The 22,559-nt window shown below is 54.6% G+C and carries 17 protein-coding genes; 13 read left to right on the top strand and 4 right to left on the bottom strand.

Translation table 11 applies throughout. The annotated features are described in order from the left end of the window. Window positions 1–1,145: 1,145 nt before the first annotated feature. From BMZ17_RS20485 to BMZ17_RS21075, 5 genes are all read left to right on the top strand, one after another. Window positions 1,146–4,142, top strand: coding sequence for a type III restriction-modification system endonuclease (locus tag BMZ17_RS20485; protein WP_093144344.1), 2,997 nt, complete (start codon window positions 1,146–1,148; stop codon window positions 4,140–4,142). Between the two features lie 245 nt (window positions 4,143–4,387). Then, window positions 4,388–5,218 (top strand): three-Cys-motif partner protein TcmP, encoded by an 831-nt coding sequence (gene tcmP / locus BMZ17_RS20490; protein ID WP_093144346.1) that lies wholly within the window; start codon window positions 4,388–4,390, stop codon window positions 5,216–5,218. A gap of 462 nt (window positions 5,219–5,680) precedes the next feature. Next, window positions 5,681–6,424, top strand: coding sequence for a DUF5131 family protein (locus BMZ17_RS20500; protein WP_093144350.1), 744 nt, complete (start codon window positions 5,681–5,683; stop codon window positions 6,422–6,424). Between the two features lie 12 nt (window positions 6,425–6,436). Next, window positions 6,437–7,708: a three-Cys-motif partner protein TcmP gene (locus tag BMZ17_RS20505; protein ID WP_093144353.1), complete on the top strand. Its 1,272-nt coding sequence runs from the start codon at window positions 6,437–6,439 to the stop codon at window positions 7,706–7,708. Window positions 7,709–8,128: 420 nt separating this feature from the next. Then, window positions 8,129–9,058: a hypothetical protein gene (locus tag BMZ17_RS21075; RefSeq protein WP_139203029.1), complete on the top strand. Its 930-nt coding sequence runs from the start codon at window positions 8,129–8,131 to the stop codon at window positions 9,056–9,058. A 1,157-nt stretch (window positions 9,059–10,215) separates the two neighbouring features. Here the strand turns inward: BMZ17_RS21075 and BMZ17_RS20510 are convergent. Next, on the bottom strand, window positions 10,216–10,485 hold the full coding sequence (locus BMZ17_RS20510) for a helix-turn-helix transcriptional regulator (protein WP_093144355.1): 270 nt from the start codon (window positions 10,483–10,485) through the stop codon (window positions 10,216–10,218). Between the two features lie 682 nt (window positions 10,486–11,167). Here BMZ17_RS20510 and radC point away from each other — a divergent pair. Next, window positions 11,168–11,677: a RadC family protein gene (gene radC, locus BMZ17_RS20515; RefSeq protein WP_093144357.1), complete on the top strand. Its 510-nt coding sequence runs from the start codon at window positions 11,168–11,170 to the stop codon at window positions 11,675–11,677. Between the two features lie 366 nt (window positions 11,678–12,043). Here the strand turns inward: radC and BMZ17_RS21080 are convergent, their stop codons facing one another. The 3 genes from BMZ17_RS21080 to BMZ17_RS21085 all read right to left on the bottom strand — a co-directional run bounded on the left by BMZ17_RS21080 (window position 12,044) and on the right by BMZ17_RS21085 (window position 14,414). Then, a complete protein-coding gene (locus BMZ17_RS21080; RefSeq protein WP_139203031.1) occupies window positions 12,044–13,150 on the bottom strand; it encodes an MvdC/MvdD family ATP grasp protein in 1,107 nt (368 codons plus the stop codon). A 104-nt stretch (window positions 13,151–13,254) separates the two neighbouring features. Next, window positions 13,255–13,422, bottom strand: coding sequence for a hypothetical protein (locus BMZ17_RS21210; protein WP_175485707.1), 168 nt, complete (start codon window positions 13,420–13,422; stop codon window positions 13,255–13,257). An 83-nt stretch (window positions 13,423–13,505) separates the two neighbouring features. Next, window positions 13,506–14,414, bottom strand: a complete 909-nt coding sequence (locus tag BMZ17_RS21085) for a hypothetical protein (RefSeq protein WP_139203033.1) — start codon at window positions 14,412–14,414, stop codon at window positions 13,506–13,508. A 1,010-nt stretch (window positions 14,415–15,424) separates the two neighbouring features. Between BMZ17_RS21085 and BMZ17_RS21215 the strand changes: the two genes are divergently transcribed. The 7 genes from BMZ17_RS21215 to BMZ17_RS20560 form a co-directional block, all read left to right on the top strand. After that, window positions 15,425–15,601 carry a hypothetical protein gene (locus BMZ17_RS21215; protein WP_175485708.1) on the top strand — a complete coding sequence of 59 codons (177 nt, stop codon included), beginning with the start codon at window positions 15,425–15,427 and terminating at the stop codon, window positions 15,599–15,601. 77 nt (window positions 15,602–15,678) lie between these two features. Next, window positions 15,679–16,782, top strand: coding sequence for an MvdC/MvdD family ATP grasp protein (locus BMZ17_RS21090; RefSeq protein ID WP_139203035.1), 1,104 nt, complete (start codon window positions 15,679–15,681; stop codon window positions 16,780–16,782). 180 nt (window positions 16,783–16,962) lie between these two features. Continuing rightward, window positions 16,963–17,508 (top strand): DUF6624 domain-containing protein, encoded by a 546-nt coding sequence (locus BMZ17_RS20540; protein WP_139203036.1) that lies wholly within the window; start codon window positions 16,963–16,965, stop codon window positions 17,506–17,508. A gap of 55 nt (window positions 17,509–17,563) precedes the next feature. Beyond that, window positions 17,564–19,666 (top strand): peptidase domain-containing ABC transporter, encoded by a 2,103-nt coding sequence (locus tag BMZ17_RS20545; RefSeq protein WP_093144369.1) that lies wholly within the window; start codon window positions 17,564–17,566, stop codon window positions 19,664–19,666. After that, window positions 19,663–20,916, top strand: coding sequence for an HlyD family secretion protein (locus tag BMZ17_RS20550; protein WP_093144371.1), 1,254 nt, complete (start codon window positions 19,663–19,665; stop codon window positions 20,914–20,916). The genes BMZ17_RS20545 and BMZ17_RS20550 overlap by 4 nt, the downstream gene beginning before the upstream one ends. Before the next feature lie 218 nt (window positions 20,917–21,134). Beyond that, on the top strand, window positions 21,135–21,440 hold the full coding sequence (locus BMZ17_RS21425; RefSeq protein ID WP_343124192.1) for a hypothetical protein: 306 nt from the start codon (window positions 21,135–21,137) through the stop codon (window positions 21,438–21,440). 673 nt (window positions 21,441–22,113) lie between these two features. After that, the coding region (locus BMZ17_RS20560; RefSeq protein WP_139203038.1) for an IS110 family transposase at window positions 22,114–22,559 on the top strand (446 nt) is incomplete at its 3' end.

The following is a 22,559-nucleotide window of genomic DNA, read 5'->3' on the forward strand; positions in this document are numbered from 1 at the left end:
CGCAAGAGGATTGTAAGTTGGCGCAAGAGATCACGTTGAGCGGCACCGGTAAGGAGAGCTTCAGGGAGAAGTTTCAGCAATCGCTTTCCGGTGCGAGACCTGCTGTCGTCGGTATAGCCGCGGCTTTTGTTTCAACCGAAGGCGTCCGACAGCTCATTCGCATACTGCGAGCTTGTGGCGAACCAGCGTGCCGCCTAGTTGCGGGCACTGATAATGCTGTAACGCACCCTCAGGCACTTTTCGCTGCGCGAGAGCAAGGCTGGGACCTGCGCCTGGGTAAATCAGCCGGCGGAATCTTTCATCCCAAGTTGATGATTGCCGGTGATAGGTTCGCTCGGAACGGCGGAGTATCGAATCTGTCTACCGTTTATGTTGGGTCCTCAAATCTTACGAAGGGCGGCCTAACTTCAAATGTCGAATGCGGCTTCATCGCAAGCTCCGAGGGCTGCCTAGAGTCAGCTTCTCTGGCTTTCGCAGAGATTTGGAAAGCTGCCCGTCCCGCTACCGATGCTGATCTCAGAAACTATGCAGCGCGGTTTGCCGAGCGCTCTCGAATTAGGTCAATTGCCGAGCTTGCCGACCTGGGTGTCAGTGATGGAGACGTGGCACCGGTAGGCGATATTGACCTTGGGGCCCTACAGCCGCCTGCAATGCCCGCAATGGGGACGGAATTCGCAGTGGCTGCCTGGGCTGGACTTCAATCATTTACTGGGCAGTATAGATTTCAACTCGAATTTCCTAAAGGAGCTGGCCAGGTAGTTCGACAATTGGTCTCAGCACATGCTCACGGTGACGGGAGGATTGATGTCTATTGCCCTGATGATGAGAGTACGCGCTCAATGCAGTATAAGTATTACGCCCAAAACAGCATGTTTCGTCTGAATATACCGAATGATGTGCCTGGAATTGCTTGGGCAAGAGCGCACAAAGATGGAGTTGCAATTGTTGAAAAAGGCCCGGCTGGCGGTGCGTTGCTTAGAATACGCCTGCTTAGGCCTGGTGCCGATGCAAGAGAAATCATTGGTCGATCGGCAATGTTGGGAACATGGGGTAGAACGACGACACGTCCATATGGTTGGTACTAGGGGCTGTGGTCAATCAGGGGGACGAGTTGCCGACAATATGACGAGATTGAGAAATAGCCCATGAAACTTCACTTTGAGCCACGTCTCGACTACCAGCTTCAGGCCATCGATGCGGTCTGCGACCTGTTCCGAGGGCAAGAGATCTGCCGCACCGAGTTCACGGTCACGATGAAGCTGCCTGACCATCAGTTGACGCTTGGAGTGGCCGAAACTGACCTTGGAGTTGGCAACCGTCTCACGCTGCTAGACGACCAAATATTGCACAACCTGCGCGACGTTCAGTTGCGCGGCGGCCTGGCTCCCTCCAGCGTATTGGCCTCGGGTGACTTCACCGTGGAGATGGAGACCGGCACTGGGAAGACTTACGTCTATCTGCGCACGATTTTCGAGCTGAACAAGCGCTACGGCTTCACCAAGTTCGTCATTGTCGTGCCCTCGGTTGCCATCAAGGAAGGCGTCTACAAGTCACTGCAGATCACCGAAGAGCACTTTAAGGGCATCTACGCCGGCGTGCCGGTGGACTTCTTCTTATACGACTCCGGCAAGTTGGGGCAGGTGCGCAACTTCGCCACCAGTTCCAACATCCAGGTGATGGTGGTCACGGTCGGCGCCATCAACAAAAAGGACGTGAACAACCTCTATAAGGACAGCGAGAAGACGGGTGGCGAGAAACCGATTGACCTCATCAAAGCGACTCGGCCCATCGTCATCGTGGACGAGCCGCAGAGCGTTGACGGGGGCCTGACCGGGGCCGGTAAGACTGCGCTTGATGCAATGAATCCGCTTTGCACGCTGCGCTATTCCGCCACGCACGCCGACAAACATCACATGGTGTTTCGGCTTGATGCGTTGGACGCCTACGAACGCAAGCTGGTCAAACAAATCGAAGTGGCGGCAGCCACCATCGAAGATGCTTACAACAAACCCTACGTGAGGCTTGTTTCGGTCAGCAACAAGCGCGGGGCAATCAGTGCCAAGGTCGAGCTTCACTTGAAGAAAGCAAGAGGGGTAGAGCCGAAAGTGGTGGAGGTAAACCACAACGATGACCTGCAGCAGTCCGCCGAGGGGCGCGAAATTTACGCTGATTTTATCGTAGGCGAGATTAACACCAAAAAGAGCGAAGAATTCTTGGAGCTGCGCTACCCGGGCGGAGAGGTACTGCTTGCCATAGGTCAAGCCTACGGCGATGTCGACGCGCTGGCTCTGAAGCGCGAAATGATTCGCCGCACGATTCGCGAACATCTTGACAAGGAAAAGCTGCTCGGGCCGAAAAAAATCAAGGTGCTGTCACTGTTCTTCATCGACACCGTGGAACGTTACCGTCAGTACGACAAGGACGGTAACCCGGTGAAGGGCGACTACGCCCGCATTTTCGAAGAAGAGTATCGGCGTGCGGCCAAGCTTCCGGCCTATCAAAGCTTGTTTGCCGAAATAGATCTGGCTAGCGCCGTCGAGGACGTACATAACGGCTACTTCTCTATCGACAAGAAGGGCAACTGGTCGGACACGGCTGAAAACAACGCCGGAAACCGCGACAACGCTGAGCGAGCCTATAACTTGATCATGAAGGACAAGGAGAAGCTGCTTGACATTAAGACGCCGCTGAAATTTATTTTCTCGCATTCAGCACTGAAGGAGGGTTGGGACAATCCCAACGTTTTCCAAATTTGCACGCTGCGGGAGATGGGTACCGAGCGCGAGCGCCGGCAAACTATTGGTCGGGGACTGAGGCTCTGCGTGGACCAGAACGGCGAGCGTGTGCGTGGCTTTGAGATAAACCGGCTAACTGTCATCGCGACCGAGTCGTACGAACAGTTCGCCGAGAACCTCCAGAAGGAAATCGAGGCCGACACGGGCATTCGCTTTGGCGTTCTGGAGCAGCACCAATTCGCTGGCATCGCCATCAAGGCGGACGATGACACGCTAACGCTGCTGGGCGTGGACCAGTCAACGGCGCTATGGAATCACTTTAGAGCAGCCGGGCATGTCGATGCTAAAGGGAGGGTGCAGGATTCGTTGAAGCTGGCTTTGAAGAGCGGCACGCTAGCGTTGCCAGCTTCCTTCGAGGCTCAGCGCGGCCTAATTATCGAAATACTACGCAAGGTTTCAGGTCGGCTGGAGATTAAGAATGCCGACGAGCGCAAGGCAGTGCCGTTGCGAAAAGGCAAAGATGGCAAGGCCCTCTACTTGTCTGAAGACTTCAAGGCGTTGTGGGACCGTATCAAGTATCAAACGACCTACCGGGTGCAGTTCGATAACGTGAGGCTGCTACAGGATTGCATTGCTGGGCTGCAGAAGGCACCGGCCATCGCCAAGGCGCGACTGCAGTGGCGCAAAGCTGATATTGCCATCGGCAAGGCCGGGTTGCGGGCTGTGGCGACGAGCGTTCTAGCGCCGGTGATCATCAATGAGACGGACATCGAGCTGCCGGATCTGTTAACCGATTTGCAGGGCCGCACCCAGCTCACGCGCCGCAGCATCATCACTATTCTGACCGAGAGCGGCCGATTAGACGACTTCAAGCGTAATCCTCAGCAGTTCATCGAGCAGACTGCAGAAATAATCAATCGGTGCAAGCGCCTCGCGCTGGTGCACGGGATCAAGTATCAGAAGATTGGCGACGAGCATTTCTATGCACAGGAGCTATTCGCCGAGGAGGAGCTGACCGGTTATCTGCGCAACATGCTATTGGACACGAAGCGCTCCATTTATGAGCATGTGATTTTCGACTCGAACACCGAACGAGAATTCGCCGAAGCGCTGGAAATGAACGAAGGTGTTGTGCTCTACGCCAAGCTGCCAAGCTGGTTCAAGGTGCCTACTCCACTCGGACCCTACAATCCCGATTGGGCTATCCTATTTGACCAGGAAGGCACGCAGCGGCTGTACTTCGTGGTCGAGACTAAAGGCAGCCTTTTCACGGATGATCTCCGTAGCAAAGAATATGCGAAGATCAAATGTGGTAGCGCTCACTTTGAAGCGCTAGGGGTTGGCGAGAATCCCGCGCGTTACATGTTTGCGAGTTCGTTCCAAGATGTGCTGAATAAGGTTGAATGATGAAACCTAACGCTAGGGGCTGCGTAGCGACTGCCAAGGTTGCCAAGGCTCGCCGTCACGCACAGGCGGAACGCAGCTTGCACTCCTCTGGTCGGTTGATACCTGGGAACACGAGACGGGGCGTCCAGCTCGCCTCGTGCCTTCGTTTCCGCGGCGGCGCGGGTCAAAGAGCTCTTGCATGTTGATTTTTAACTGCTAGAGATACGCAGCTCTGCGTCGGGGACGCCAATGCCACAGGGGAAGAAATGCCGAAGAGGTCCAAGGAAGACCGTTACGAGATCGATCCCGTTGATGGACTAAGCCGTGAGCTAGTGGGTAGCTGGGCGAGAGAAAAACATCTTCGTCTGGCTCACTACGTAAACATCAGTAGAGCCGCTAGGCGCAAGTTCGATGGGAACTCGAGCTTCATTGACCTGTATTGCGGTCCGGGTCGCGCGCGAATAAGAGATACAGAGATTGTTCTGCAAGGGGGTACGTTGGTCGCCGCCACAGAGGCTGCCCGGTCGGTGCCCTTCGGGCAGATTCATCTCGCCGATCTGGATCCGGTCAACGTGCACGCATGTAAAACCAGATTGGAGCGCGACAGGCTCGGCCCACTTCATTCTTACGTAGGCACCGCCGAGCAGACGGCCAAGCAGGTTGTATCCAAGCTCAGTCCATCTGGTTTGCACTTTGCGTTTCTGGATCCTTACAACGTTCTCACTCTGCCGTTCGCGGTGATAAGCACGTTAGCTCAAGCTCCAAGGATGGATCTATTGATCCATCTCAGTGCGATGGATCTAACTCGTAACGTTAAGCGCATCATGGCCAACGGAGAGTTAGATCAGTTTGCTCCTGGCTGGAAAGCACATGCCAATCCTGCTGATCGAAACGACATCGCGGTCCGCTGTGTAGTTCAGCACTGGTGCAACCTCATTCGCGGACTTGGCTATGAGGATGTGAGCGAAAAGGTTGAACTCGTGTCCGGCGATAAGAACCAGCCTCTTTACTGGTTAGTCCTCGCCTCTAGGAATGCACTTGGCACAAAATTTTGGGGCGAGGTGAGCAACGTTACGGCTCAGCAAAGACTCTTCTAAAGCTGGCCTCTGCTGCTAAGACGTCTTGCTACACGCAGCAGCTCCGTGAGCAACTCCGCGTGTTCCAGGGTTGCATCCCAAGCTTTGTCGAGCTCCCCATGGAGTTTGGTTCGGGCGATCTGCTCGCCCAGGCATCTGCGCGATGCTCGAGATGTCAATGCCAGCGGCGCGGCACAAGCGGTGTATCGCTGGTCCGGCCTTAGTGAACTGCCCTGAGATGATACGGCTGACCTGACCTTGGGAGACCTCTGAGATCCTTTGCAGATCAGCACGTGTCATGCCGGAGTCTATCCGCCAGGCTTCGATTCGCCGGCCTACGTCCTCGGCCTGACCGCGGGATATCGCGACAGTAGCTAGGAGCTTTTGCATGCGCATATACTGCATCAATTATGCGCATGGTTGGCGCGGCAACGGGGTGCCAAGGCCGGCAGGTAACATGCGCGAAACCGCAGAGGCTTCGCAATGACCACGACGTCCCGCATTGAGTGGACCGAGCAGACCTGGAACCCGATCGTGGGTTGCACAAAGATCTCTGCTGGATGCAAACATTGCTATGCCGAGCTCATGGCGCGCAGGCTTCAGGCGATGGGGACGCCTGGCTATGAGAATGGCTTTGCCCTACGCCTCATTGAGGAGCGTCTGGGAGACCCTCTCAAGCGCAAAAAGCCAACCATCTATTTCGTCAACTCGATGTCTGACCTGTTCCACGAAAAGGTCCCCTCTGAGTACATAGATCGGGTGATGGATGTGATCGCCCAGACCCCGTGGCATAGCTACCAGATCCTGACTAAGCGAGCCGCGCGCATGGCGCGCCATTTCAAGAACCGCCCTGTGCCAGACAATGTCTGGCTTGGCGTTTCAGTTGAGAACAGACGGCATGGCGTGCCCCGAATCGACTACCTTCGAACCGTGGAAGCCAAGATCCGGTTTCTATCAGTGGAGCCTTTGCTCGAGAATGTTGGGAAGGTGGACCTGACTGACATCCATTGGGTCATTGTTGGAGGAGAGTCCGGACCCAAGGCACGCCCGATGAAGCCTGAGTGGGCTGAAGCCGTCAGGATCCAATGTGCAGAACAAGACGTTGCTTTCTTCTTCAAACAGTGGGGAGGCTGGGGCGCTGACGGGAAGCGCCGTGCCAAAGCTAAAAATGGTCGACTTCTGAACGGCCGCACCTGGGACGAGATGCCAGCCCACGCACCGATGTAGAGCGGAAGCAAGATGACGCTATCGCCGTACCGATGGGACGATGGGCGTCCCGCGATCATCCAGCAACACAGCATCGCCAAGCACGATGTCTTGCGTGAATACTTGGTCGCGTACTTGCAGACCTTGATTGTCACACCGGCACAGGAGGCGTTGAACGTCACCCTGGTGGATGGCTTCGCAGGTGGTGGCGTCTACGTTCATCAAGACACCAAGGAACTGGTGCTGGGTTCACCTTTCATCTTCCTTGAGGCCGCCCAAGAAGCGGCTGCGCTTGTAGCGATCGGCCGCAAGAAGCCGTTAGCTTGGAACCTCGACTACTACTTTGTTGAGAAGAACTTAAATGCGAGGCAGCACCTCCGTGTTTCGCTAGGTGAGCGAGGCTACGGTGAGCGGATCGGCAGGGATATCCATCTGATCGAAGGATCGTTTGAGGCGAACTCGGAACAGCTCATGAAAGCTGTCCAAGCTAAAAGCCCCAGGAAAGGGCGTTCAATTTTCCTGCTTGATCAGTACGGGTACTCGCAGGTTCCTGTCTCTCAGATACGAGCGATCTTCCAAAAGCTGCCGACTGCAGAAGTGATCCTCACCTTTGCTGTCGATGCTTTCATCAACTTTGCTAGCGACAGCGCCGCCACGCAGCGAGTCCTCGGAAAAATTGATCTCCCTGATGTTCTGCGTGGCAGAACATTCGAAGAGATCAAAAGAGAAGAGAAGGACTTCCGACTGTACATCCAGAGCTGCTTTTACAAGGCGCTCGTCGAGCAGTGTGGTGCAAAGTTCTTCACCGTGTTCTTCATCAGGACTACCGGTCACGGCGACTATTGGCTTGTCCATTTGTCACAGCACCCTAAAGCCCGTGATGTCATGACGGAGGTGCATTGGAACAAGAACAATCACTTCATCCATTACGGAGGCGCCGGTTTGGACATGTTTCGAACCCTGGGATACACCGCTCGGGATGATGCGAGCTTTACTGGCCAAAGTGCACTTGGCTTTTGCTTTGATGAGGTGGCCGGTGAGGCCAGCGTCACGGCGCTAGCAAACCAGCTCTCTCCTTTGATTCACGCTCGTCCCGAGGGCGTCACGTTTGCAGAGATCTTTGCGACTCACTGCAACAGTTCACCAGCGGATAGCCAGAAGTACCGACAAGCTTTGGAGCGCTTGATCGGGCACAAGGAGGTGGTGGCGACGTCCGCATCTGGAGCACGGCGATACCGAGCTTCGACCATCAGCGGTGCCGACGTATTGTCAGTGTCACAGCAGAAATATTTCCTGTTTTCCTAGGATTTTCTGAGGCGCCACACGGACGTTGAGCTCTAAGCCTCCTGCCGACGTCAAGGCGTTTGGGAACAGTTGCTCCAATGGTGCTAATTCCTAAGTGAAATCACTCGGGCCCATTGGGGCCTACAGTTCGACTGATAGGGGAGCAAGACCAAGCTAGGGCTCGGCTGACAATGTTGCTGCCGGGCGTCGACAAGCAAGTTGCGTACGGTATGACAGCCAAGGTGGCTGAAGATATGCTATGAAGTTATTTTAACCCCAGCCAAGCTGTTTTAGAGGTTGAAACTCTCGAATTAAGTGGGGTCTTGTGCCAAATGTATGTACTTTTTGAAGGGATGCTCTGGAAAGGTGCAAATAATCGAAGCGAGTCAGCCTGCAGGGCAATGTCCATAGTTTTTCTGGAAAGGAGGTCAAGATTATTCAATGGCTAATTTAAAAAGACTGGCGCTGGTCTCATTAACTATTTATTGCGTCGTTGGATCTTTAATAATCGTCTTTAAAAGTACTAATGAACAAGGTCAGCAGCGGGCGGTGCTAGCTCAGGCTGTCACGGTCAATTTATCGCCCTTGGATCAGGTGAATTCCGGGGGGGCTGTTAGTTCGCCTAGCGGGACAGCATTTGAGGCTATGGCAGTCAAGGCAAAACAGGGGGATAGTAGGGCTGCATGTGAAGTTGCCGTCACCTTGGGGAAATGCATTGGGCGGCAGGGTATTGATAAAGCATCCGCCGTAATGGCTCAAGCTCTAGCCCCCCTGGGAACCGCGATTGGGGATTCTCAGATCGATACTATCGTGTCTATGCAAGAGACAGTAGAGGTATCCAAAGAAGAGTGCTCTTCAATCCCTGCGGCTCTTAAAAGCTCTGCTTATGACTATCAGCTGCTTGCTTTGGGAGATGGATTTGATGAGAGGTCTATTCTTTTTAACCCTCTTCTTGATAAGCAAGAATTCATAAAAAATCTAGAGCGTTGGCAAGACTACCGAAATAGGTCGGCAGCGTATGTCGACAGGATGCTTAGAAAGAAAAATTTGGATGATATTCCGACCCTTCTTTATGTCTATGCGCCTGAGGAGATATCCAATCTCAGTCCGCCCTTTCATCTAGAAAATAATGAATTATTTTTATCTATTTACGATGTGGCTGTTGCAAATGGATCTCAGATCCCCGCTGAAATAAGTAGTGCGGCGCTTAATTTAAGGAAAAATAAAAATAATGTTACGCCGAGGGAGTTGGGAGGCTTTCCAGTGGATATTGAAAGGGGTTGGCACGGAAATCCGCCCAATATGGATGCGTTTTCTACAAACAAATATTTTTCGTTTGATAAGCGGGCGGAAGATTGTTTATTGTTTTAATGCAAAGACGACATTTCGAGAGCGAAAAGATGAAAAGAAAAATTCATATTCTAATTATTCTGGCCATGATGTCGGCTTGTTCCAATCAAAAAGATATTGCTAGAGGTGGTCAGAAGTTGTCGGGGCACTTTTTTTCTGAGTTTGAGCGCAACGAACTAGTTGGGTGTCAAGGGCCGTTGCTAATGTATTGGGTAAATAATCCGGGTTTTGTTAGGGCGGAGCTCGCTAGGTTAGGATTACGGCCTGGTTCGGCGATAGAAGTTAACGCAAATGTTTCATCTGAAGGCATGTATGGTCAGGGAGGTATGTACAAGCACGAGATTACCGTGACAAGTGTTTCACTCAAGAGCGATGATTGTTCGTTTCCCAATGTTGTATTACCAGGAAGGTAAATTACGTGATTAAAAGAGCCGTTTTATTGGTGGCGATTGCGCTGGGATCCCTGGGGATCAGTTCTGTATGCGCAGCCACGGGGGACGTAATGGTTTATGTGATCCGAAACTGTTCGGGCGCATCCTGCACCGTAATAACCACCACTGCGACCTTGCAGGCGGACGGAACATGGCTCTACAGCTCGTCAACAAAGGTTGTGCCTAATCCAGATTACAGGAAGGAACAGTGATGAATAGTTTTCTAAGGAGGGTTCGGGCCGGCTTCGCGCTTGGCATTCTTTCATTGGTGACGCTGCCCGCTATGGCGGCAAATGCTGGCGATACATTAACGACTAGCTTCGCATCTTGCAGTGCTTTCTTTGGTTACTGCGACATCACTGTAACGGTTATGAGATTCGATGGGACGAATTGGGTTTTTGCATCTCAAAACACGCAGCGAATACCTTTTAAGCCGAAGACTCAAGAGCAATAGGTTTTATTAATTATGAGCCAAGGCCTTTTATTGGCCTTGGCTTTTTGGATGTAATTTATACTGGCTCTTGGATCTATCGACTCCGAGGAGTCGATGTTCATATGGTCTTGACTGCACTACACGAGTGCGGTTGATACAGTGTTTTTATTTAAATAATCGGCAACAACAGCCGGCTGCTAAAACTGTCGGCATAGCGCAGTTCCATCTTCCCGCCTGGGCGCAGGATCCATTGCGCCAGGTGGACGCCGTCGACCCAAAGGGAAAGGGCGCGGCTGTGCGATCGCCTGCCCATCTCACCAGTCCCCGATGGCGCGGCTTGTTGGTGTGGTGGGTTTCTTCTGGCGCGTCGTCGTGCTGATGGCCAGCTCGAGGTCGAGGAAGGCGCACAACTTCAGCGCCTGCTCCAGGGTCATGCTCGATGGATCGTTCTCCATGGAGGAGATGCGCTGCTGGCTGACCTGCAGGCGCTGGGCAAGTTCAACCTGGGTCATGCCCTTGGCCCGGCGTGCACCCTTGATGATCTCGCTCAGTTGGGCAGGTTTGAGCAGGGCGATGGTGGCCATCGTTGGGCACTCCTCAGGGTTGTATTCGCGGCTTACTCCTGATGCGGGTAAATCGCAAATACATCTGAGGCGGGTATTGGCTCCCTGTGACCGAACGGCCATGGCGGGCCAGTAAGATGGGCCTGCGAGCGATCGGTCCAGTGTCTTTGACGCCTGCGTTGTCTAGGAAGGCAGCGCAGATCGCCTTGAGTAACCGGTTGGGCCGGTAGCTCGCGACTGACTTGCTGTCTGAGTTATCGCCGGGAACGGCTCGCCCGATGGGCGAGCGTTCGTCGGAGCCTTTCTGCGTCGAAGACAAGGCGCTGGCCGGGCCAGCGCGAGCTGTCTTTGGCTCGCCTCTTTTGTTGCCTGCTTTGGTTGCTGCGGCCGATCGCCAGCGTGCGTATCGGTTCGTGGGCGTGTGCATCTTGACGGGCTCTTGGGCTGCGCCCGCGCCTGTTGGTCGCGGCCATGCGGCGGCGATCCCTGATGCCTGCGCGCTCCGCTTGCCGGTCTTGCCGGATGAGGCATGGGTGGCGGTGCTTGCTGTCCCTTTCACCGTATCACGGCGTTCTCGCCGTCAAGGGCTGCGCGTGCGCGGCACGCTTGCGGCCATGGCCGTCCGCTGGACCCTGTGACGGCTTGCGCTGCGCCGTGAAGGGCCGGTTCCGGGCAATTCCGCCCGAGCAACCGGAGCACGATCATGTCGCAACTGTCCTTTTCCTCCTTCGAGTCCCTGCTCCACGTTCGCGACAGCAAGGGCCATTACCTGCTGGCGTCGCCTGAGCAGATCCTGGAAGCGGCGCGCGATGCCATCGACCAGAAGATGCAGCGGGGGATCAAGTTCGACTCGCCGGCAACGGTCAGGAGCTGCCTGCAGGTCAAGCTGGGCGGGTTCGAGCATGAGGTCTTCGCGGTCCTGTTCCTGGATACCCAGCATCGGCTGATCGCCTACCAGGAGATGTTCCGCGGCACGATCGACAGCGCCTCGGTGCACCCGCGCGAGGTGGTCAAGGAAGCCTTGCGGGTCAATGCGGCGGCAGTGATCCTGGCGCACAACCACCCGAGCGGGGACCCGGAGCCGAGCAGTGCGGACCGGGTGCTGACGCTGCAACTCAAGACGGCATTGATGCTGATGGATGTGCGCACGCTGGATCACATCGTGGTGGCTGGGCAGAGGACGACGTCCTTCGCAGAGCGGGGGCTGATGTGAGTCACACGGGGCCTTCGGGCCCCTTTTTTGCTGCGCCATGGGCGGCGGGATAAGCGTTGCAAGGGCTTGGAGCAAGGCGGGTTGTCTTCTGGCTATATGCCGTCGCTCACGCGTGATGTCGGTTCTAGCCGAAGCAACGCTGGTGCAGCCGGTATTGCAATCTCTCCACGAGCTGTTTGAATGAACGGCTCAGTCTGGTGCACGTGTTCTCAAGAGCTCGCCACTGCCCGAGCGGCGTCTGCTTGGCTGCCTTGGCTTTGTCACATCGAAGTCGCGCTCGCGTCTGATGTCGCTGGTGCGTGGCGCAGGACTCGGCGCATGGAGAGCGCACTGACAGCGCAGAGACTGGCGCCTTAGACCCGCCGATCACAGGGCTGGTTGCCGATTCTTATCGTTACATCTGATCTCACTTCTTAGCTGGACATAGTCGGTGTCAATTCGATAGGTGCTGTCCGCGTAATACCGAGACAAGCTCACATCTGCTATCTCGTGATCTATTCCAGCCTCAGCCGACATGAATTCGATGAAGCTCTTCAGAAGATCTAGCGACGGATTTTTTTCCTCAAGCCATAGGAATTGGCCCTGCTCGTTGATCTCTAGAAAAGTGTAAGAGCCATCGGGCTCGCAGATCATGTCTAGACATCCGAACCTGAGATCTAACGAGCGCATCATCTTGAGGATGTTCGCTACCAACTTTGGTGGCAGTGGGACTTCCTCGACGGACATTTTTCCCAAGTAGTCATCTCTCCAATCTACTAGAGCAGTCTCGACCGACTGAGAGTCAAGCTTGATAGCACGAACAATGTCGCCAAACACAATGACGCGAAGCTCAAAGGATTTCTCAGAATACTCTTGGTAGATTGCGGGGCAATTTCTGAGCGCTCGATCGTTAGAGAGATCGGCCGCGTCCAAAGTAACCGCGTGCTGGGTGAAGTGTTGGCCGTTCGTAATCCAGGTGTTCTGGTTATACGGCTTCATCAGACATTTTGAGACGCCATCATAGAAAGATCGGATGGCCGAGGGCTCGTTAGAGACGATGGTCCTTGGAGCTTTCAGCCCAGCTGCGGCCGCAGCAGCAAGTTGCACGGTTTTTTGATCGCCGGCGCCCTTGATGCGCGCTGGGTTGACGTTGCTTCCTGCGTGATAAGAGAGAAGCGCCTCGACTGATGCCACGAAAGAGAGCAACTCTCGCTGGACCGGGATCGCGTCGTCTTCGTGGATAGATCCCATGTTGAATATGCGAGTGGTGCGCCGCTTCCATACGCAGGATACGTCCTTGAAGCGCAGTGAATCTTCTCGCCCTTCTTTAGGGTCCCACCAACGGAATGAGGATAAGTCATCTTCTAGAGAAGCCCATCCGTCCTGGACGATTTCGAAGAAGTCTAGGATCTTACATTCAACTCCTGACCTTTCTAATGCCCACTTCACTGCGAGGGCATGTGCATCCTCATATCGACTAATAATGATAAACATTAAGAACGACCTATCAATCGTTTTGGTAAGAGATGGGGAGGGGGCGGCCCCTCCCCAGTACACTATGTATTGCTATTTCGAGCTAATTTCAGCTTATGGCTCGATCAGAAATCGTCGGCCAGAGCGCCGCCCGGGGTGGTCGGATCATTGCAATTGGTATACATAACGCCGCCCGCAACTGCATTGAGCTCTTCTTCCGAGAGCATGCGGGCCTTCTGCTGGCCCAGCACTCGGATCTTCTCTTCGCCTTCGGGCTTGAACTGATTATTCATTACTATTCCTTTAGGAGCGCGGGCAAGCGGCCGCGTAACGCATTCAGCGCAAATTTCGCTTGAATTGGTTGATCGAACAGCCCCTATTTTTTTGCAGGCGGGGAGGCTGTTAGGACTGGAAGCTCAAGGATCTCGGCATAAATGCCGTTCTCCTCTTCTGGCTTGATCACCGCGTCATCGCTCGAAGACTTCGCGCCCTGTGGCCGTTGGTGGACCGCGCAGTCGCTCATCGACAGGCATGTCCAAGCCTCGCCATAGCTAGAAGTAGGCAAAAGAACATACGGTGAGAAGGACCGCAGTTGGTTAGGAACTGTAGTCGAGTTGGCGCTCGGCGGGCTCTCGATTCTTATGTGGAAATTTCCACCTACGGCAATCAACTTTTGTCCAAGCCCGGCTCTCTTCTTCAAAATCGCTGACATGCCGAGTTCTTTATTCGCGATAGGATTTTTGCTTCTCCGCCCGCTTTGAACATCCTCAATTCCAAACACTTCGATATCGTGCCCGTTCTCGTTCAGTGCGCTAATTTTCGTTAGAAATCTCAATAGTGCTTGGCTGGCTCTTCCATCTTTGTAGGACCAGAAATCGCTGTTGAGAAGCCTGTCAGTTGCCTCTTTGGTGGGCGAGGATTTCAGAAATTCACTAATGCGCGCATCTTCCGAAGACGGGACTTCTAAGCCAACCGCTATCTTGCTTGTGATCGGCTGCTGTTCGAGAAGACTTGTCACCAGCGCAAGTGTCTCGTCCGTCCCGTGCGTTTCTCCGATAAGAAGCACTGGGCGTTCGGACCAAACACAGTCGATATGACTAATCGCCTTAGCTAGCCCCTCGCTGCTCCAAGAGCCAAAGACTTGGGGCTGGTTGAATAGGCATCGATCTTCAGCCGATTGGCCTCGAGAAACTGCGCTTGCACTAAATGCAGTAAGCGCACAGAGCGAAACGCATATGCCGAGTCTTAGGAAAAAATTTCTTGTCGCTCTGATTTCTTTTTTCATTTTTTATTTCCTGGCTAAGCAATTAGTCAATGTTCTCCCGATTGGTCGAAGCGTCAACCTTGCATAGCGCATTGGTCGACGTCACCAAATTTGGCAAGAAGACAAAGAGGATGTTCTGAGCGTCGTCATTAGGCGTTGGAAGAGGTTCGTTGCTTTGCAGTGTTGAGCTGCTAGTCAACGGGGTGAGCGATGTTCTCTCCCGGGTGACTATTGGTGCCATCGTGGGAATTAGCTAATTTTTTACACAATCTAAACGATAAATAGACGGCCGAAGTCCTATTAGTGAACTACCAAGTAGGGTAATGTGAAGTGGATGGGGATACCTCACGGTCGAAGAGCCTGCGCCAAGAACGCCCGGGCTTGGATGGTTTCGCCGTGTTTTGATTTGAGGAAGTGGCATGGAAGTCAGTAACACCGGCGCGCGCATTCGCGCCGCGCGAAAAGAGTTAGCGATGTCTCAAGAGCATCTTTCCAAGCGACTTGGAATTCACAGAGCGACGCTTGGACGTTGGGAAAGTGACCCGAGCTTTGTTCCAAGCCTCGATCATTTGCTTGCGCTTAGTCATGAGCTTGACGTGGGAGTAGCGTGGCTTGTGGGTCGAAATGAGCAGCAGGCCACGAGTGCAGCTACACGACCCAACACGAGGCATGAGCTGGAAGAGCGCTTGATGAGCGTGTCCAAGCATGTGCCAGTCTCTGTGCTCGTTAATGTGGTAACTCTGCTCGAGAGTGCGACTGTATATCTCGATGCATAGCGCTTGTCGCATGAGCACGACAACGATCGTCCTCGATGTCGCATCACCGCGCACGCGTGCTTGCAACCATGAAGCCCGTAGCGTTTGATGGAGTTGTTGAGGCGCGAACGATCGCTATAAAGCGGGTTGCGCTCGAGGCTTCGACGGAGACTAATCCGATCGGGAAATTATCGCTTGCGGTAAGCGATAGTCATGCAGCGCTGCATGAGAGAAGTAGCTTTGTTCCGCACCATCCACAATCGAAAGGAATTGAAGATGAACAACAACGACACCGTGTCTCCGCTGGGCTTTGAATTGGCCCGCGAACTCACCCTGGATGAGATGAACAGCGTTGGCGGCGGCGTGGCTGCCTCCAAGGGAACTGCTGGTGGCAGCATCAGCGTGTCTACTGGCCGACCGGATGGTGAAGTCCATATCGACGCGGACTGGTAAGTAGAGCGATAAACCGAGGCCTCCCAACAGAGGCCTCGGTCATAGCTGCAAGTGATCGATGAACTCAGAGGTGCGTCATGGAAGATCCAGGGCTCAATTTTATTATCGGAAATTCCGATGACTACCACGCAAATGCCGTTCTCTGGGCGCTGTTAAGAGCCGGTCGGCAGGCAAGTATTTGGGATGGCATAGGATCTTCTGCGGAGGATGGCATTTCGCTATGGAGCGACAGCGATGGCGCTTCTGTTCGAATAGGCGACGTAACGGTCAATCGCGTGAATTCGGTTTGGTATCGGCGTCCCGTGCCCTACCGGGTTAATCCTCAAATCAGCCAAGATGCGAAGCCATTTGTTGAGACTGAGCTTAAAGAAGCCTACGTCTCAGCAGCTGCTGTTCTCAATGAGAGAGCATCATTTATCGTTGGAAAAATTGAGAATCGAGTTCCGTCCGCCAAGGGATATCAGCTCTTAGTGGCTCAGAAATGTGGATTTAAGACTCCACGAACGATCATTTCAAACCAGTACGATCAGATTATGGAATTTGCAAGCGGCCATGATCGTCTTGCTGTGAAGCACTTTGCCCCGCACTACTGGTTACGCCGCGACGGTTCTAGTAGTCGCTATGTTCAAACCAGTCTGGTCGAAAGCTTGGCGAGCTTTAATAGGGATTCAATCGAAGCAACGCCTTGCATCTACCAAGAGTTCATAGATAAGCAATACGAACTCAGAGTCACAATCATCGGCGACAGGATCTACGCTGCGAAAATCGATAGCCGCTCCGGTGCAGGATTCGTGGACTGGCGATTTGAGGCATTTTCTGAAGATTTCCAGATGAAGCCTCATCAACTTGATCAAACCACCGAGGCGCGAATTTTGGCGGTGATGAAGCAGCTTGGGCTCCACTACGGCTGCATGGACCTGATTGTCACGCCTGACAACCAGCTCTACTTTCTCGAGGTCAATCCAGGTGGGCAGTTCTTGTTCGTTGAAGACGCGCTCCCGCAGTACGAATTGCTACGGTCCTTTGCATCCATGCTCGCCGCCGGGCGCTCAAGCTATGATCTGCTCGATGCCGCTGATCTGAGCGTGCAAGCTTACGAGCAATCGCCGGAGTTCCTTGCAAAGAAAGGTTCTGACGAGAAGGTCGACACGCGGTATAAATTCATAACGATGGTGGCCTGATCAATGGGGACATCGACGCGCTTCGCTTGCAACATGCTCTTGGCTACCCTCGTATTGATGCTGACAACGGCTGTTCATGCCCAGGAGCCAGATCGACTAGAAGCCTACATGCGTAAGGTGTGCCCTGATGCTGCGAAGTGGAACGACGCACATCGCAGTAGCGCAGAGGACAGTCCTTCGATGAGTGCCCGCGCTCCAAGCCGGCCGGAGCACCTCAAACAGTTGCTAGCGATGCGTGATGCTGAGCAGCAAGCTAGAGAGGCTTGGAGGATTTCCGGCTACAAGGCAGGTGGTGTTGAGTTTGATCGAGTTAGGAAGATCGACCTCGAAAACCTGGCCACGCTACAAGCTTTTATCGCAGATGATGGTTTCCCAAGCTATGACAGAGTCGGCAGTGAAGGGGTGGAAGCTGCTTGGCTGTTGGTTCAGCACGCCGACACCGCTCCGACTCTGCAAGCGAAGATCCTGAATGGCTTGAACCCAAAGAGTTTACCTAAAGGAATTACGGGGCGAGAGTTCGCGCTTTTGTCTGATCGTGTCGCTATTAACCAAGGACGAGATCAGCGCTACGGCTCGCAATTTCATCAGGTCGACGGGAAGTGGGTGGCTTATGCCATTGAGGATCAGCGTGGCTTGGACGCAAGGCGCGACGAGCTCGGGCTTATTCCCTACCAAATGTATGAGTGCGGGATTGCGGCCATGACGAGTCCTGACGCGCCGAAGTGACAAGTGCGATGCAAGTAAGCAAGGCATCCTCCTCTGAACGGGTTGCCCAACATCTATGAAAGTTCAGCTTCAAAGCGAGGCAGCGGAATGCGGTGTTGCCTGTCTGGCTATGGTGGGAAGCCATTACGATTCAGAGCTGACGCTGTCATCTTTGCGTGCCCGGTTCAATGTATCGCTAAAGGGCATAACGCTTCGGCAGCTGGTTGACTACGCGTCTCAGCTCAACTTCCGGGCCAGAGCATTCCGCATTGATCTAGAAGACCTCTCAAAATTGAAGACGCCGTGCATCCTGCATTGGGACATGTCGCACTTTGTGGTGTTGGAGAGTGTGCGGGGGCGTACGGTCAAGATCATTGATCCAGCATTTGGCCCAACCAGGATGCGTCTGGGAGACTGCTCCAAGCACTTCACGGGTGTTGCACTTGAACTAACTCCAGAGCCGGGATTTGCCAAAAGCGCTCCAGCGCCTTCGGTATCGCTGAAACAGCTTACCGGTCCGATTTCAGGTCTTTGGCGCTATATATCGCAGTTGTTCGTCGTTTCTATCGCCTTGCAAATATTGGTGATGGCAGCGCCCTTTCAATTGCAGCTCGTTGTCGACCAGATCGTTGTCAGTGGTGATCGGGGGCTACTCGTTGGTGTCATTGTCGCCTTCTTAGCGATTAGCATCATGCATGCGGTCACTTACATCGCGCGTGGCTGGTCAGTGATTTATCTTTCATCGCAGTTGACAGTTCAGTGGACAAGCCGCGTGTTTCGTCACCTGCTGCGACTCCCGATGTCTTACTTCGAAAAGCGCCATCTGGGTGACATCGTCTCCCGCCTCGGTGGCGTCCAAGCCATTCAGAAGACACTGACCACCAGCTTCGTGGAAGCGCTAATCGACGGCGTCATGGCGCTTGCCACGCTGCTGATCATGCTTGTTTACAGCTGGAAGCTAACGCTTGTCGTGCTGGCCCTGATTGGGCTCTATTTGATGATCAAGGTGCTGAGCTTTGGCGTGGTGCGAGCAAGGACCGAGCGGTCCATAGTCGCAAGTGCCAATCAGCAAACGCACTCAATGGAGTCAATCCGAGGGATGCAGTCATTGAAGCTCTCAGGGAACGAGGCTTCGCGCCACCGGGTCTATGTTTCTTTGCTCAGCGAAACCGCCGATCAGGATTTCAGGGTGGCAAAAGCCAATCTCCTCATCTCTTCGTCAAGCGCCCTGGTTACCAATTTGTCTCGGGTGCTCTTGGTCGGGTGGGGTGGGTTTTTGGCGCTCAACGGCTCAATGACCGTTGGCATGTTGGTCGCGTTCTTGGCCTACTCGGACCAGTTCTCCACACGAGTGACCTCGTTGATTGATAAGAGTGCAGAGTTCAGGATGCTGCGCCTCCAAAGTGAACGCTTGGCCGACATTGCTTTGGCCGAAGAGGAGGACATTCGACAAAGTGCACCCGAGGTCGACTTAGGTGCCTTCGCCGAAATCCAAGTCAAGGGCGTCTCTTTTCGCTACGCCGATGGTGAGCCACTTGTGCTGGATGATTGCTCGTTCACGGTCAAGCAAGGCGAGTCGCTTGCCATTACAGGGCCCTCGGGCTGCGGAAAGTCGACACTGGTAAAGATCATGTTGGGCTTGCTTCGCCCGACCTCTGGCGAGGTTCTGATCGGTGGTGTGGATTTGAGTCGCGCTAACTTGCGAAGCTATCGCCGGCAGATTTCCACGGTCATGCAAGATGATCAGCTTTTCGGTGGGACGATCACTGACAACATTACCTTTGGTAGCACGGATTTTTCGATGGCGCGCGTGGAGGAGGCTGCGATTGCTGCTGCCTTGCACAGCGACATCATGGCCATGCCCATGCGCTATCAGACCTTGATCGGCGATATGGGCTCGTCTCTCTCGGGTGGGCAGCGTCAGCGCTTACTTTTGGCTCGCGCGCTGTATCGGCTGCCCAAAATAATATTTCTGGACGAAGCGACAAGTCAACTCGACGTGGTCAACGAATCGCTGGTGAACAGTGCGGTCAGCCACATGCACATCACGCGTGTTGTCATCGCACATCGCCAGGCGACACTGGATTCAGCTGATCGTGTCTTGCATTTGTCTAAAGGCAAGATCGTTATCCCCGAAGTGAAGAGAAGGGAAGAAGTTCCGGCTTCGGGGATGGTATGACCGACTCGGAGCTCTTCCGTCGAGAAGCATTAGAACGGCTGGCTCGCACTGATGGCGAGAGCAGCATCTCCGTGGCTCAGCCAGTGGGAGGGTCGATCGTTGCGCTGGGTGCTGCGGCCTTCGTTTTGATCGGGCTTGGGTTTTGCTTTTGGATGGACTACCGGCCTCGGACTTCGGTCTCTGGTTCGCTGATTCCGAGCCTAGGACAGATTGATATCTCAGCACCCAGAGACTCCTTGGCCCAAACGATAGCGGTGAGGGAGGGTGCGCATGTTGGCAAAGGGGATGAGCTTGTCAGGCTTGTGGATCCCACGGCACAGCAGTCCGGGACACGGTCGGCGGACTTCAAGCGAGACAACTTCGTTCAACAACAGTATGCGCTGAACTCTATTGCTCGTGTCTCGTTGATTGGAATCGAGAAAGAGATCGAGAGCCGAAATGCGGAAGTGGCAGCCAAAACGATGCAGCTTGGCTTGATGAGGCAGGAAGTGAAGCATCGGGAGGAGCAGGTTGCGATTGAAGAGCAGATCCTGAAACAGTTTCTCGATCTCTCAGACGAGAACTACGTCAGCAAAGTGCAGGTGTCGCAGCAGCGCGTCTCGGTATTGTCTCAACGTTCTTCATTGACCTCATTGGAACAACAGATTGCTGTTGCTCAAGGCGACCTTGTGCAAATCCACAGCGCGTTGGCGCAGCTTGCTGTGGACAAAGAGCGAGCGCTATTCCAGCAAGGAAAGGACTTGGGTGAGTTGCAGCTTTCTAGTGCAGAGGCCTTGGATCAGGCAGACTTCTCGCTACAAGCACCCGTATCTGGCTTCGTTACGAGCCGTCTGATCGAGCCTGGCCAGGCAGTCAAGTCAGGTCAAACGCTGCTTTCCATCGTTCCAGACGGGTCGAAGATGCAGGCACGACTGCTGGTGCCTTCCAGTGCTATCCGCAATGCTTTGGTTGGATCCGATGTTGCCCTTCGAATTTCCTCATCGCCTTATCAGGTCTTTGGTCTAGGCAGAGGTAAGATCATTTCAATCTCCAAGTCCGCGCTTCCTGCGGGAACGAGCGAAAGCGATGGAGGGCAAGGCGATGGAGGGCAAAGCGGCGAGAATTATTACGCCGCTTGGGTCGAAATCTCATCGCAAGAAAAAAAGGATCTTCTGTCGTCAGGAACCTCGGTTCAAGCAGACATCCTTGGAGCTCCAAGGCCTTTGTATAGCTTCATCTTCGAGCCGCTCAAGCGCTGGTCGGCAGATTAGAGCGAAATTTTAACCACACGTTTGGACGCGCACAGATCGGTGGGATAGAGGCGTGCGCCACCGCAACAAGCGCTATCAGTCAGACGTACTGGCAGGTGCTTGCCACCTGGCTCCAGTCGCATGTTCCGCTGCCAGCGGTATACGCCCAAACGTTAGGCGGCTTGGCTGGATAGGAAGGCCCTCGTGGGTAATGATGCGCTCGGACCAGCACTCGCGTTATGCAAGACCGCTTCCAGATCGCCGGCGCGATCGTGCGGGGTCTGGCCGCACTTGGATCGGCATCGTTTGCAGCTACAGTTCTGCGCCTGACTTACAACCCCACGTACAGCTTGGCCGTCGGCTGGTGCCGCCTGGACAGACTCGACCATCCAGACAAGCGGCTGCAATTGAACTTGAAGGTGGAGAGCATCGTGCTGCCAGTGTGGTGGCACTTGCCGTTGAGCGCGGCAAGTGCCAACGCGCGTTCCGTCGCTCAATCGCGTGGCTGCGGTCTGACCACAGCAGGTGTACATCGAGGATCGTGAAGTGCGCATCGACGGCGTATTGGCCGCGCAGGTGTTGGATGCCGACCGGGCAGTGCGGCCGCTGCATGCCTGGCGCCAGTGCCGTCGCCTTGGTCCAGGCGAGCTCTTCCTGTTCAGTGCGACCATCCCGCGTCGTCCGACCGCCGCTACTTCGGCCCAGTCGATGTCTTGGCAGTGATCGGCGTGGCGCATCCGTTATGGCTGGAATAGCTGCCAGTCCAATGCGCGTGCTAGTCGCACGCACGTGTCTTCCTCGCTGCGCGGGCGGCCGCGTACCAGTTGCTGGCCTGCTGCAACCCGCGCTGCGTCGGGCTGCATGCCGGCGTGCAGATCAGCTGCAACCGGCGGTGCATCTTGCTCTCAATCTCTGCGATCGCAATGACGCCCCCCGGCCGCTGCTTGGTTGCGTCGGATCGGGAAAGACGGCAGGCAAAGCCAAAAGCAGAGGCGAAGGGCTCCGACTGTTTCGGGCCTGCCAGGCATTCAGTGGCGTCTGCCTGTCCCGAGGCGTCTACTGAGTATCCACCGATGCCTTTTGGAGCACGGCCGCAACTCTCTATGTAGGTTTGGATGTGTCGCTTAACGAGACCGCCATCCGTGTTGTTGATCAGGATGGTCCGTGATACGCGAATAGAAGGCTGCCAGCGAGCCCGACACGATTGCTGCAGCGCTCTTGCCGTTCCGTGCGCATCTTCGGCTGCACGGGGTTGAGGCTTGCGCGATCGGCGGCTGGCTGCAGGTCGAGCTGACAAAGCTGGGCTTTGAAATTGTTGTCATCGAGACGCATCACACACACGTCTGGCTGTTGACCATGCGCCACGAGAACGACCGTGTCGATGCACGTAGGATTGCACAACTCATGCGCCTTGGCCGGTTCAAATTCGTGCACGTCAAGAGCGCCGAAATGCAGCGCATGCGCTCTATTCTTGGTGTCCGCAAGCTCATCGTCCGCAAGCTGGTGGGCACTGAGAGCGAGATTCGCGGCATGCTACACAGCTTCACTTTGAGGGTCGGGCCCATCAGTCGCGGCAACTTTGCTGGGCGCGTTTGCCACCTGACCGAGGACGCCGATGTGGTCATCCAGGAGCTGGCGATCAGGCTTTTGGCTGTGCGCGATGC

This window comes from Pseudoxanthomonas sp. GM95 (genome assembly GCF_900109775.1).
GTDB lineage: Bacteria > Pseudomonadota > Gammaproteobacteria > Xanthomonadales > Xanthomonadaceae > Pseudoxanthomonas_A.